We start from the raw sequence: 11532 nt of genomic DNA, 5'->3' as shown, positions 1-11532 counted from the left end.
GGCTAAGCGTGACTTCAACCCAGAGCGCCAGGCCGACGATAAGGAAGCCTATGATCAGGATGACGAACACCGCCGGCCCGTCGCCGGCATCGGCGTAGGAATAATCAAGGCCGCAATTGACGCAGCGCTTGCCGACAGTGAGGAAGCCGGAGAACAACCGCCCCTCGCCGCAGCGCGGGCAGCGGCCATGCAGGCCGGCCGAGATCGGATCGATCGGCGGCCAGATCGCTCTGTCTTCACTCATGGGAGCGTCGTCGCTCATTGCTTACCGCTCGATTTCGATCGGTGTGCCATCGGCCACCAGCGCCCAGATTTCGTCCATGTCGGAGTCCGTAACCGCAATGCAGCCGTCGGTCCAGTCGACCAATTGAAGCAGCCAGCCCCACCAGCCATAACCATTCGGCTGGCCGTGGATCATGATCATGCCGCCCGCGCCGACATTGCGCGCCTTGGCGGCGGTCTCATCGTCGGCATTGGGGTACGAAATATGGATCGATTTGTGCGCGATGCTGTTCGGGTTGCGCCAGTCGAGGACATAGTTCCCCTCGGGCGTGCGCTGATCGCCCTCCTGGTGCTTGTGCCCGACGGGATCGCCGCCGAGCGCGATGCCGTAGTTTCGCAGGACCTTGCCGTCGCCGATCAGTTCCAGCCGGCGTTCGGCCTTGTGAACACGCACCAGGTCCACCTTCTCGCCGGCAAAGGCCGGGAGTGCCCCGATCATCAATGCGCAAATAGCCCGGAAGATTGTCAGTCGCATTGGCTATCGATCAGCGATCATTGCGCCAAAAAGAAGAAGGCGGCCACGTTGCCGCGGCCGCCTCCAGAAATGAAAATCCCTCAGGCCTGGATCAGTGGCCCTCGATCACCGCGCCGACCGATCCCCAGACGTAGATCGAGGCGAACAGGAACAGCCAGACCACGTCGACGAAGTGCCAGTACCAGGCGGCCGCCTCGAAGCCGAAATGCTGCTTGGGGGTGAAATCACCCTTCATCGCCCGGATCAGGCAGACCAACAGGAAGATGGTGCCGATGATGACGTGGAACCCGTGGAAGCCCGTCGCCATGAAGAAGGTGGCGCCATAGATGGAATCCTTGAAAGCGAACGGAGCGTGCATGTACTCGTAGGCCTGCACCATGGTGAACAGCATGCCGAGGCCAACGGTCAGCACCAGGCCGTTGATCAGCCCCTTGCGGTCGCCGTGAAGAAGCGAATGGTGCGCCCAGGTCACCGTGGTGCCCGACAGCAGCAGGATGACGGTGTTGTAGAGCGGCAAATGGAAGGGATCGAGAACCTCCATGCCCTTCGGCGGCCAGACGCCACCAGTAAATGTGGCGCGCGCGTAGTTCTGTGCCTCACCGGCAAAAAGGCTGGCATCGAAATAGGCCCAGAACCAGGCAACGAAGAACATCACCTCCGAGGCGATGAACATGATCATGCCATAGCGCAGGTGCAGCGACACGACCCGCGTATGATGACCCTCATGCGCTTCCTTGATCGTGTCCGACCACCAGGCGAACATGGTGTAGAGGACGATCACGAGGCCGATGAAGAACAGCCACGGATTGGCGATGTTGAAGCCGAAGACCGGGAACGACCCGCCCTTCAGATATTCCATCAGGGCGACACCGCCAAAGGCCATGACGAGCGCCCCTACCGAGCCTAGGAAAGGCCATGGGCTCGGGTCGACGAGATGATAGTCATGCTGTGGTTTTGCGTGCGCGTCTGCCATATCAACCCCCGAGATTTGCTTCGGTATTCGAAATTGTCTTGCTGTTGCCATCGGCCGGCGCCGAGGAGGCGACCGGCTTGGTCTTCTCGACCGGGAACATCGTGTAGGACAGCGTGATCGTCTTCACGTCCTTGAGCTCCGGCACATTGACGATGTCGGGGTCCACGTAGAACAGGACCGGCATGTCCAGCGTCTCGCCGGGCTTCAGCGTCGTGTCGGTGAAGCAGAAGCACTCGACCTTGTTGAAATATGGTCCCGCCAGCTCAGGCTGCACGTTGAAGGTGGCGCGGCCGGTCACGGGACGATCGAACTTGTTGGTCGCCTGATAGTGCGCCTGCACGGTCTCGCCGATCTTCATCGTCATCGAGCGCTGGACCGGCTGGAACTCCCACGGCACGCCAGCGATGTTGGCATCGAAGCGGACGGTGATCTCGCGGTCGAGCACGCGGCCGGCATACTGCTTCTCGGCACGTTGCGTCGTGCCGCCATAGCCGGTCGCCTGGCAAAACATCTTGTAGAGCGGCACCGCGGCATAGGCCATGCCGATCATGCCGGTGAAGAAGGCGAGGCAGACAGCCGCGACGATGACGTTGCTGTTCTTGCCCGCCGCTTTCCTGGACTTCTCGACGCTCATCACATCGTGCCCAGATTGTGGCCGAACTTCACGATCGTCGCGATGTAGAAAATGACCACCAGCAGCGCCAGCGCCACGCCGATGGCGATAGAACGGCTGCGCTGCGCCTTCTTCTGACGCTCGGTCAACGTGACGGTCTCGAGCTTTTCCTCGATCATGGTCATGCTCCACCCATGGCAAGCGCGCGTTCGACAACGCTGTCGGCCAGATAGGCAGCGAAGATGGCGAAGAGATAAAGCAGCGAATAGGCGAACAGGGCCTTGGCCGGTTTCATGACGCGGTCATCGTCGGCCATGCCAAGCACTTTCCACGCGTACCAGACAAAACCGACCCCGAGCAACAGGGCGGCCACGCCATAGAAGGGCGTGGTGTAGCCGAGCAGCCACGGCAGCACGCCGACCGGGGCCAGCACCAGCGCATAGGCGAAGATCTGGCGGCGGGTCGAAGCGTGGCCGGCGACGTTGGGCATCATCGGAATGCCGGCCTTGGCATAGTCCTCGGACTTGAACAGCGCCAGCGCCCAGAAATGCGGCGGCGTCCACAGGAAGATGATCAGGAACAAGACAACGCTTTCGAGGCTGACCGTCCCGGTCACCGCGGCCCAGCCGATCACGGGCGGAATGGCACCGGCGGCCCCGCCGATGACGATGTTCTGCGGCGTCCAGCGCTTCAGCCACATCGTGTAGACGACGGCGTAGAAGAAGATGGTAAAGGCCAGCAGCGTCGCCGCCAGCCAGTTGACCAGCACGCCGAGCGTCATCACCGACAGCACCGACAGCACCAGCCCGAAGGTCAGCGCTTCGTGCGGCTGGATGCGACCGGCCGGGACCGGGCGGCTGGCGGTCCTGGTCATCACGGCATCGATGTCGGCATCGTACCACATGTTGAGTGCGCCGGAGGCGCCAGCACCTATCGCAATAGCCAGGATGGCGATCACCGCCAGCAGAGGGTTGATGGTCACGGGTGCGGCGACCAGGCCGACAAAGGCGGTGAACACCACCAGCGACATGACGCGCGGCTTCAGCAGCGCGAAGAAATCGCCCGCCGTCGCTTCCGACATGCGAAAGCCCGCTTCGTCAATCAATGGGTCGTCGACAAGGGCCATGCGTACTTAAGTCCATCATCCGTTGGCCAAAACCGCCGGCGGACCGGCGGTTTTGTATTCGAGCGGGCAGCCGCCTTACTTGATCTTCGGCAGCTGTTCCCACTGGTGGAAGGGCGGCGGCGAAGGCAGCTGCCATTCGAGCGTCGTTGCGCCCTCGCCCCATGGGTTGGCGCCGGCGATCCGCTTCTTCTGGAAGGCCTCGAACACGCCATAGAGGAAGATCAGGACGCCGACGGCCGAGATGTAGGAGCCGATGGACGACACATAGTTCCAGCCGGCAAACGCATCGGGGTAGTCGATGGTGCGGCGCGGCATGCCGGCGAGACCGAGGAAGTGCTGCGGGAAGAAGATCAGGTTCACGCCGACGAAGGTGACCCAGAAGTGGGTGTTGGCGATGACGGGCGAATACATGTAGCCGGTCATCTTCGGGAACCAGTAGTACCAGCCGGCGAAGATGGCGAACACCGCGCCCAGCGACAGCACGTAGTGGAAGTGGGCGATGACGAAATAGGTGTCATGCAGCGAGCGGTCGAGGCCGGCATTGGCCAGCTGGACGCCGGTGACGCCGCCGATGGTGAACAGGAAGATGAACCCCAGCGCCCACAGCATCGGCGTCTTGAACGAGATCGACCCGCCCCACATCGTCGCGATCCAGGAGAAGATCTTCACGCCTGTCGGCACCGCGATGACCATGGTGGCGAAGACGAAGTAGCGCTGCGTGTCGAGCGACAGGCCGGTCGTGTACATGTGGTGCGCCCAGACGATGAAGCCGACGGCGCCGATCGCCACCATGGCGTAGGCCATACCGAGGTAACCGAACACCGGCTTCCTCGAGAAGGTCGAGATGACGTGGCTGATGATGCCGAAGCCCGGCAGGATCAGGATGTACACTTCAGGGTGACCGAAGAACCAGAACAGGTGCTGGAACAGGATCGGGTCGCCGCCGCCATCGGGCGCAAAGAAGGTGGTGCCGAAATTGCGGTCGGTGAGCAGCATGGTGATGCCGCCGGCCAGAACCGGCAGCGACAGCAGGAGCAGGAAGGCGGTGATCAGCACCGACCAGGCAAACAGCGGCATCTTGTGCAGCGTCATGCCAGGCGCGCGCATGTTGAAGATGGTGGTGATGAAGTTGATGGCGCCGAGGATCGACGAGGCACCGGCAATGTGGATCGACAGGATCGCCAGATCCATGGCCGGCCCGGGCTGGCCCGAAGTCGACAATGGCGGATAAAGCGTCCAGCCGCCACCGACGCCATAGGCACCCGGTGCGCTCGGCATGAACATCGAGGTGAGCAGCAGGATGAAGGCCGGCGGCAGCAGCCAGAAGGAGATGTTGTTCATGCGCGGGAACGCCATGTCGGGCGCGCCGATCATGATCGGGACCATCCAGTTGGCGAAACCGCCGATCAGCGCCGGCATGACCATGAAGAAGATCATGATCAGGGCGTGCGCGGTGGCGAAGGCATTGTACATGCTCTTGCCGCCGTCGATCGCGGCGTCACCGTTCATGCCGTAGACCATCTGCGCCAGACCGCTGAAGATCTGGATGCCAGGCTCCTGCAGTTCCATGCGGATGGCGACCGACAAGGCGCCGCCGATGATGCCGGCCATGATCGCGAAGATCAGGTAGAGCGTGCCGATGTCCTTGTGGTTGGTCGAATAAACCCAGCGCACCCAGCCGTGATAAGGCTTGTGGTCGTGCCCGTCGTGAGCTGCAGCGTCTGCCATGTTCCGCTCCGTTCCCTAAATCTTGCTAACCCGCGGCATCAGTTGCCGGCGGCCGCTACCTTGTTCTGGCCGTCGACCTCGGCCATCAGCGTCTTGTTGGCGCCGGGCAGATCGGTCTTGGCTGCCGCCAGCCAGGTCTTGAACTGCGCATCGGAGACGACGCGGATGGCGATCGGCATGAAGGCATGGTCCTTGCCGCAGAGCTGCGAGCACTGGCCGTAAAAAATACCTTCCTTCTCCGCCTTGAACCAGGTCTCGTTGGTGCGACCAGGAACGGCGTCGATCTTGATGCCGAACGACGGCATGGCGAAGGAGTGGATCACGTCGGTCGCGGTGACGAGCACGCGGGTCATGGTGTTGACCGGCACGACCAGCTCGTTGTCGACGGCCAGCAGGCGCGGGTAGACCTTGCGGTCCTCCTTGCCGGCAGCGGCGCGTTCGGCGTCCTGGAGGATCGCGGAGTTGAAAGAGAGCGTGTTGTCGGTCTGGTACTCGTAATCCCAGTTCCACTGGTTGCCGGTCGCCTTGACGGTCAGCTTTGCTTCTTCCGGCGGCGTGTATTGCGCGGTCAGCAGCTGGAACGAGGGGATAGCGATGAGGAGCAGGATGACGACAGGTCCGATCGTCCAGATCAACTCGATCCACGTGTTGTGGCTGGTCTTGGACGGAACCGGGTTGGCGCTCGCGCGGAATCTGATGATGCAATAGGCGAGAAGAATCAGCACCAGGATGGTGATCGGGACGATGAACCACATTGTATAGTTCCCGAACCACTCGATCTGCCGCATCATGTCGGTCGCCGGCGCCTGGAAGGTTGTCTCCCAGTTCTTGGGCTGGTCGGCATGGGCGGATGCGCCGGCGAAAAACGTGATAGCGGCACAAGCACTTAGAAACTTGGCACTTGCTGGAACCTTGGCGTTTGCCAGGAAATTTCTCATCGCCCTCATCGTCTCCCAGTTCCTCGCTGTGGTACCCACGAGAATAACGAACAATGCCGGGACGGGAATCCCGACAGTTTCAAGCTGGTTCAAACCATACTCTTTTTCCCTCCGCAAGAAAGGAGCGGACGAAACCGTGCGGCATTTTTGCGCGCAAGCCCGGATGTGCCTTTGGAGGCAGCCGCGGCAGCCCCGAATCGCCTACATTGAACCCACAGCGGCATTCCCGCGGCGCGCACGTGCCGAACGTCGCAATTCGGGCGAAATTGGCAGGGAAAAGCGCCGTATTGGCTTTTTCGGGGCAGACCTGGTGCGGTCTCGTCCTTTACTTGGCTTTGGCGCGGCTTAAAGTGCCGTGATTCGCAATGGAGCCGTCATGAATTACTGGCTTTCGAGAAACTCTCGGTTTTCGAGAAACTGGGCGAAGGTCATCTTTTTCGCCGCCCTGTCTGGCATCGGCTTATCCGCGATCGTGTCCGGCACGGCGAACGCCGCGCAACCGAGCGGTACCGTTCGCTCGACGCATGGCGCATGGTCGATCATCTGCGACACGCCGGCCGGTGCCACCTCGGAACAATGCGTGATGATGCAGAACGTCGTCGCCGAGGACCGTCCGGAGATGGGACTGTCGGTCGTCGTGCTGCGCACCGCCGACAACAAGGCGGAGATCCTGCGCGTGCTGGCGCCGCTCGGCGTGCTTTTGCCCAACGGGCTTGGCCTCAATGTCGACGGCAAGGACATCGGTCGCGCCTATTTCGTGCGCTGTTTCCAGGACGGCTGCTATGCCGAGGTTATCCTCGAAAAGCCGCTTCTCGACACGCTGAAGACCGGCACGTCGGCCACCTTCATTGTCTTCCAGACCCCGGAAGAAGGCATCGGCATCCCGGTCGACCTCAAGGGTTTTGCCGACGGCTTCGCCGCCCTCCCCTGAAAGCCCGGCGACATCACCGGCTTCATCAACCAGAAGTGACGTCGACGGTCTGCTGGCAAACCGCTTTTGTCTTCACAATGCGGCTGAGCGATTGTCTCGGCGCACCTTCGCGCCTACATCGTGGCAAAGACCCATTCCTCCTGTGAACGGACGCGCCATGAACAGCCTGATCGGCCAATTCGACATTTCAGACGATCGCATCAAGCAGATCGTCGCCGAAACCATCAACGGCGCCGATGACGGCGAGCTGTTCCTCGAATACAGCGAGAGCGAAGCGCTGATGTTCGACAATGGCCGGCTGAAGACCGCCAACTTCAACACCGACCAAGGGTTTGGCCTGCGCGCGGTTGCCGGCGAAGCCAGCGGCTATGCCCATTCCAGCGATCTCTCCGAAGCTTCGCTGCTGCGCGCGGCCGATGCCGTTTCGACCGTCAAGGGCGGCTATTCCGGCACGCTTGCCGCCGCACCCGCCCGCACCAACCGCCATCTCTATGGCGAAGAGAACCCGATCCCCTCGCCCTCCTTCGAGGCCAAGGCAAAGCTCCTGCAGGAAATCGACGCCTGGCTGCGCGCCGAGGACCCACGCGTGCGGCAGGTTTCGGCATCGCTCGCCGCATCCTGGCAGCATGTCGAGATCGTGCGCGCCGACGGCCAAATGGTGCGCGACATCCGCCCGCTGGTCCGCGTCAACGTCTCCGTCGTTGTCGGCAATGGCGACCGCCAGGAGAGCGGCTCCTACGGCATGGGCGGCCGCAAGGCGTTTGGCGAATTCCTGGTCGAGGACAGTTGGAAGCACGCCGCCAAGGAGGCGCTCAGGCAAGCCCTGGTCAATCTCGAGGCGATACCGGCGCCGGCCGGCACTTTCGACATCGTCTTGTCCAGCGGCTGGCCGGGCGTCATGCTGCACGAGGCCGTCGGCCATGGGCTGGAAGGCGATTTCAACCGCAAGAAGACCTCGGCCTTCGCCGGACTGCTCGGCCAGCAGGTCACCGCCAAGGGGGTGACCGTCGTCGACGACGGCACGATGCCCGAGCGGCGCGGCTCGCTGACAGTCGACGACGAAGGCACGCCTTCAGCCCGCAATGTGCTGATCGAGGACGGCAAGCTGGTCGGCTACATGCAGGATCGCCAGAACGCCCGGCTGATGGGCATGAAGGCAACCGGCAACGGCCGCCGCGAAGGCTACGCACACCAGCCGATGCCGCGCATGACCAACACCTATATGACGGCGGGCGACATGGAGCCGGACGAAATCATCGCCTCGGTCAAGAACGGCATCTATGCCGTCTCCTTCGGTGGCGGCCAGGTCGACATCACCTCGGGCAAATTCGTGTTCGGCTGCACCGAGGCCTACATGATCGAGAACGGCAAGGTGACGCAGCCGATCAAGGGCGCGATGCTGATAGGCAACGGTCCGGACGCCATGCATCGCGTCTCGATGATCGGCAACGACATGAAGCTCGACACCGGCATCGGCATGTGCGGCAAGGCCGGACAGGGCGTGCCGGTCGGCGTCGGCCAGCCGCATCTGCGCATGAACCAGATGACGGTGGGCGGCACGCGGGTCTGAGCGAACCGCCCAACTGGCCGGGCCGTTATGCCTTGCCGATAGACCGGCGCGAAGTCGTGTAGAGAATCAGGAAGGCGATGACGCCACCGATCGCATATTTGAACCAAGCACTCAGGTAGTCGACGGTCCCGTCATGGCCGGAGACATACAGCGCAGCTGCGACAAACGTCATGGCCGCGATGCCAAGTGCGTAGGACGGCAATAGCCCGGTTCGAGCGATCTTTCGCAAAATCCAGGCGACGAGCGCACCCGAGAGCGCCATATGAGAGCTGCGCCGGCGCTTACGGTTATGCGGCGCCTGACATCGCGCTGCGGACATTTGGCGGGCTCCCAACAGTAGAGGTCGCGACAGCGCGGTGGTGTCGTCCGCACTCGACCTCGCGAAGAAGGGAATGGATTTCGCAGATGCTCTGCATCTGGGGAAATCAGCTCATGGCGCTGGCTTTGCAACCTTTGATCGTAATTTCCTCAAGGCTGCAAAGACGGCGGGATATGACAGCTTGCAGGAAGCATGACAAAGGTCCGTCGCTGGCGCCCTGATGGTCGAGTCAGACCGAATGCGCCCGCTGATGCTTGCGTTTTCCAGTTTGAATTCCCCGGCTGCACCTTGAAGTAAACACAATCGGCATTAGGAAATTGTTAGGTGTTTAACTGCCTGGGCTGCCGTTTCCGCACGAACGCAGTGCCGGCCTTCTGGTTGCGGTGGTGTTGGCAATGCGGCGTTCCCCCGGCGTCCTGACCTCCTCTTTCCTGCTTGGCTTCGTTTCGTTGATTGGCGCGACATGGTTGCAAGCCAGTCCGGCGGCGGCACAGTCGACATTGTTCAAGTCGCGATCGACGCAATCTGCCGCAGTTGGTGGAAGCACCAGCGTCCCCTACGGTTGGGTCGATTTCTGCCATCGCCGGCCAAAGGAGTGCAAGGTGCCCGCTCTGCCGGCGGCGAATGTCAAGCTGACCGCGCAGAACCTACGCATCCTCAAGCGGATAAATCACAAGGCGAACAGCGCCATCAAACCCGTCAGCAATTTCGATCACTGGGGTACGATGGCGGATCACTGGGACTATCCGGTGGACGGCAAGGGCGACTGCAAGATCTACGCGCTCTACAAGCGCAAGCTTCTTCTGGCAGCGGGATTCCCCCGGCAAGCGTTGCTGATGACCGTGGTGCGCGACCTGGACAATGAAGGCCACACCATTCTGACGGTGAAAACCGACAAGGGCGATCTTGTCCTGGACAATCTGGTCAATGAGATCAGGCCCTGGAACGCGACGGGCTATTACTTCGTGAAACGCCAGTCGCAGCAGAACCCAAACACCTGGGTGTCGATCAACCAACGCGGCGGCACGTCGAAACGACTGTCGCCAAGTTCGTAGGGCCGAAGCCTCCAGGCTATCGCCGCTTCTTCGGCTTCTCCAGCAGTGCCACCGCTTCGACATGCGGCGACCACAGGAACTGGTCGATCGGCGTCACGCTCTTCAAGGCGTAGCCGCCGTCGATGAGGATGCGCAGGTCGCGAGCCAGCGTCACCGGATTGCAGGACACCGCAGCAACGTAGGGAACATCCGAGCGGGCGATCTGCTTCGACTGGTCCTCGGCGCCGGCGCGCGGCGGGTCGAACACCACACCGTCGAACGCATTCAACTCCTTGAACGTCAGCGGCCGGCGGAACAGGTCGCGGCGTTCGCCCGTCACCCGCTTCAAGCCGGTGGCGAAGCGCGATCCACGGTCGAGCGCTGAAAGCGCTGCCGCATCGCCTTCCACCGCATGGACTTCCGACTTCGCGGCCAGGCGCAGAGCAAAGCTACCGCAACCGGCGAAAAGATCCGCCACCTTCTTGGCACGCTTCAGATGTCCGCCGACGATGTCGGCCATCGCCTGTTCGGCGGCCTCGGTTGCCTGCAGGAACGCGCCCGGGGGCAAGGCGACAGCGACGCTGCCGAACATGACCACCGGCTTTTTCGGCTCGATAATGATTTCGTCATCGATGGACAGCCTGGCAAAGCCCTGCGCCATGACGAAGTTAGCCGCGATCCGGCGCTGGTGCTCCCCGAGCTTGCCGGATTCGTGAACCGCGACATCGAGCCCCGAACCGGTCACGGTGACCGCCAGCCGGAACGATTTGGTGGTTGCGCAGACCAATTCGGCGAGCGCCCTCAAGCGATCGAGGGCGGCAACGATCTCCGGCAGCGAGATCGGGCATTCCGATATGGCGACGATCTCCGGCGACAGATGGCGATGGAAGCCGAGCAGCATGCCTGTCTCGGTGCGCCGGGCGGCAAGCACGACACGGCGGCGCGTCTGCGGTGCGCAGGCGACCAGGTCACCGATCTCGCAATCGATGCCCTTGCCCTTCAGGGTGTGCGCCACTTTTTCGCGCTTCCACCGGCGATAGGCTTCGGCTTCGAAATGCTGGAGCGCGCAACCGCCGCATTCGGTGAAGTGGCGGCAGGCGGGATCGATGCGCAGCGGCGATGCTTCCAGCACCGCCATCAGCATGGCGCGATCCCTTTCGCGCGCGGCGGTGACCGTTTCACCGGGCAGTGTGAAGGGAATGAACAGATCGCCTGTCTCGGTCTCGGCGACACCGTCGCCCTGGGCGCCAAGTTTCCTGATGCTGAAGCGCGCGCTCATCGGTCCTTGATCCCACAGAGCAGGAATTCGCGATTGCCGTCGCCGCCATCGATCGGCGACAGATGCAGCCCCAGCGAGCGCCAGCCGGGAACGGAGTCCAGCCAATCCTGCAGCAGGCCGGCGACACGGGCGGCGTCGAAGGGATCCTTCAACAGACCACCCTTGCCGATCGCTTCCCTGCCGGCCTCGAATTGCGGCTTGACCAGAAACATGGCCTTTGCGCCAGCCTTGGCCAGGCCAAGGCTGGCGCAAAGGCCATGTTTC

The 11532-nt window shown here is 62.3% G+C and carries 15 protein-coding genes; 4 read left to right on the top strand and 11 right to left on the bottom strand.

Annotated features, from left to right (window positions below; all coding sequences use genetic code 11):
• The 8 genes from EN932_RS17380 to coxB form a co-directional block, all read right to left on the bottom strand.
• Positions 1-244 (bottom strand): DUF983 domain-containing protein (locus EN932_RS17380; RefSeq protein ID WP_164890515.1); only part of this gene is annotated, 244 nt, incomplete at its 3' end.
• Positions 245-265: 21 nt separating this feature from the next.
• Positions 266-757 (bottom strand): L,D-transpeptidase family protein, encoded by a 492-nt coding sequence (locus EN932_RS17375; protein WP_127365997.1) that lies wholly within the window; start codon positions 755-757, stop codon positions 266-268.
• A gap of 91 nt (positions 758-848) precedes the next feature.
• Entirely contained in the window at positions 849-1730 is an 882-nt protein-coding gene (locus EN932_RS17370) for a cytochrome c oxidase subunit 3 (RefSeq protein ID WP_013532775.1), read from the bottom strand.
• A gap of 1 nt (position 1731) precedes the next feature.
• Positions 1732-2364, bottom strand: a complete 633-nt coding sequence (locus tag EN932_RS17365; RefSeq protein ID WP_128337763.1) for a cytochrome c oxidase assembly protein — start codon at positions 2362-2364, stop codon at positions 1732-1734.
• Positions 2364-2522, bottom strand: a complete 159-nt coding sequence (locus EN932_RS17360; protein WP_013532777.1) for a hypothetical protein — start codon at positions 2520-2522, stop codon at positions 2364-2366. The genes EN932_RS17365 and EN932_RS17360 overlap by 1 nt, the downstream gene beginning before the upstream one ends.
• Before the next feature lie 2 nt (positions 2523-2524).
• Positions 2525-3469: a heme o synthase gene (locus tag EN932_RS17355; RefSeq protein WP_128337762.1), complete on the bottom strand. Its 945-nt coding sequence runs from the start codon at positions 3467-3469 to the stop codon at positions 2525-2527.
• Positions 3470-3544: 75 nt separating this feature from the next.
• Positions 3545-5197 (bottom strand): cytochrome c oxidase subunit I, encoded by a 1653-nt coding sequence (gene ctaD, locus EN932_RS17350; protein WP_013532779.1) that lies wholly within the window; start codon positions 5195-5197, stop codon positions 3545-3547.
• Positions 5198-5235: 38 nt separating this feature from the next.
• The gene (gene coxB, locus EN932_RS17345; protein ID WP_032809847.1) at positions 5236-6252 is read right to left on the bottom strand and encodes a cytochrome c oxidase subunit II; all 1017 of its coding nucleotides are present in this window, start codon (positions 6250-6252) and stop codon (positions 5236-5238) included.
• A gap of 259 nt (positions 6253-6511) precedes the next feature.
• Here coxB and EN932_RS17340 point away from each other — a divergent pair, with 259 nt between their 5' ends.
• Both EN932_RS17340 and tldD read left to right on the top strand, forming a co-directional pair.
• Positions 6512-7066, top strand: a complete 555-nt coding sequence (locus EN932_RS17340) for an invasion associated locus B family protein (RefSeq protein WP_013532781.1) — start codon at positions 6512-6514, stop codon at positions 7064-7066.
• 157 nt (positions 7067-7223) lie between these two features.
• The gene (gene tldD / locus EN932_RS17335) at positions 7224-8636 is read left to right on the top strand and encodes a metalloprotease TldD (RefSeq protein WP_128368940.1); all 1413 of its coding nucleotides are present in this window, start codon (positions 7224-7226) and stop codon (positions 8634-8636) included.
• Between the two features lie 25 nt (positions 8637-8661).
• Here the strand turns inward: tldD and EN932_RS17330 are convergent, their stop codons facing one another.
• Positions 8662-8955 (bottom strand): hypothetical protein, encoded by a 294-nt coding sequence (locus EN932_RS17330; protein WP_245460953.1) that lies wholly within the window; start codon positions 8953-8955, stop codon positions 8662-8664.
• Between the two features lie 73 nt (positions 8956-9028).
• Here EN932_RS17330 and EN932_RS39555 point away from each other — a divergent pair, with 73 nt between their 5' ends.
• Together EN932_RS39555 and EN932_RS17320 are read left to right on the top strand one after the other, a co-directional pair.
• Positions 9029-9151, top strand: a complete 123-nt coding sequence (locus EN932_RS39555; RefSeq protein WP_281039798.1) for a hypothetical protein — start codon at positions 9029-9031, stop codon at positions 9149-9151.
• A gap of 199 nt (positions 9152-9350) precedes the next feature.
• Positions 9351-10010: a transglutaminase-like cysteine peptidase gene (locus EN932_RS17320; protein WP_164766139.1), complete on the top strand. Its 660-nt coding sequence runs from the start codon at positions 9351-9353 to the stop codon at positions 10008-10010.
• 16 nt (positions 10011-10026) lie between these two features.
• On the opposite strand, the gene EN932_RS17315 is transcribed toward EN932_RS17320, so the two are convergent.
• Both EN932_RS17315 and EN932_RS17310 read right to left on the bottom strand, forming a co-directional pair.
• Positions 10027-11268: a class I SAM-dependent RNA methyltransferase gene (locus tag EN932_RS17315; protein ID WP_127368843.1), complete on the bottom strand. Its 1242-nt coding sequence runs from the start codon at positions 11266-11268 to the stop codon at positions 10027-10029.
• Positions 11265-11532 (bottom strand): SAM-dependent methyltransferase (locus tag EN932_RS17310; RefSeq protein ID WP_348630208.1); only part of this gene is annotated, 268 nt, incomplete at its 5' end. The genes EN932_RS17310 and EN932_RS17315, both read right to left, overlap by 4 nt.

Origin of the sequence: Mesorhizobium sp. M7A.F.Ca.US.002.01.1.1, from assembly GCF_004022955.1 — a bacterium.
GTDB classification, from domain to species: Bacteria; Pseudomonadota; Alphaproteobacteria; order Rhizobiales; family Rhizobiaceae; genus Mesorhizobium; species Mesorhizobium ciceri.
This window is presented reverse-complemented; position numbering and strand designations above follow the sequence as displayed.

What these genes read in the sequence shown, in the direction of transcription:
- EN932_RS17355 (WP_128337762.1), bottom strand. Translation starts at nt 3,469, where the DNA reads ATGGCCCTTGTCGACGACCCATTGATTGACGAAGCGGGCTTTCGCATG.
- EN932_RS17365 (WP_128337763.1), bottom strand. Translation starts at nt 2,364, where the DNA reads ATGAGCGTCGAGAAGTCCAGGAAAGCGGCGGGCAAGAACAGCAACGTC.
- ctaD (WP_013532779.1), bottom strand. Translation starts at nt 5,197, where the DNA reads ATGGCAGACGCTGCAGCTCACGACGGGCACGACCACAAGCCTTATCAC.
- tldD (WP_128368940.1), top strand. Translation starts at nt 7,224, where the DNA reads ATGAACAGCCTGATCGGCCAATTCGACATTTCAGACGATCGCATCAAG.
- EN932_RS17370 (WP_013532775.1), bottom strand. Translation starts at nt 1,730, where the DNA reads ATGGCAGACGCGCACGCAAAACCACAGCATGACTATCATCTCGTCGAC.
- EN932_RS39555 (WP_281039798.1), top strand. Translation starts at nt 9,029, where the DNA reads ATGGATTTCGCAGATGCTCTGCATCTGGGGAAATCAGCTCATGGCGCT.
- EN932_RS17315 (WP_127368843.1), bottom strand. Translation starts at nt 11,268, where the DNA reads ATGAGCGCGCGCTTCAGCATCAGGAAACTTGGCGCCCAGGGCGACGGT.
- EN932_RS17330 (WP_245460953.1), bottom strand. Translation starts at nt 8,955, where the DNA reads ATGTCCGCAGCGCGATGTCAGGCGCCGCATAACCGTAAGCGCCGGCGC.
- EN932_RS17375 (WP_127365997.1), bottom strand. Translation starts at nt 757, where the DNA reads ATGCGACTGACAATCTTCCGGGCTATTTGCGCATTGATGATCGGGGCA.
- EN932_RS17340 (WP_013532781.1), top strand. Translation starts at nt 6,512, where the DNA reads ATGAATTACTGGCTTTCGAGAAACTCTCGGTTTTCGAGAAACTGGGCG.
- EN932_RS17320 (WP_164766139.1), top strand. Translation starts at nt 9,351, where the DNA reads ATGCGGCGTTCCCCCGGCGTCCTGACCTCCTCTTTCCTGCTTGGCTTC.
- EN932_RS17360 (WP_013532777.1), bottom strand. Translation starts at nt 2,522, where the DNA reads ATGATCGAGGAAAAGCTCGAGACCGTCACGTTGACCGAGCGTCAGAAG.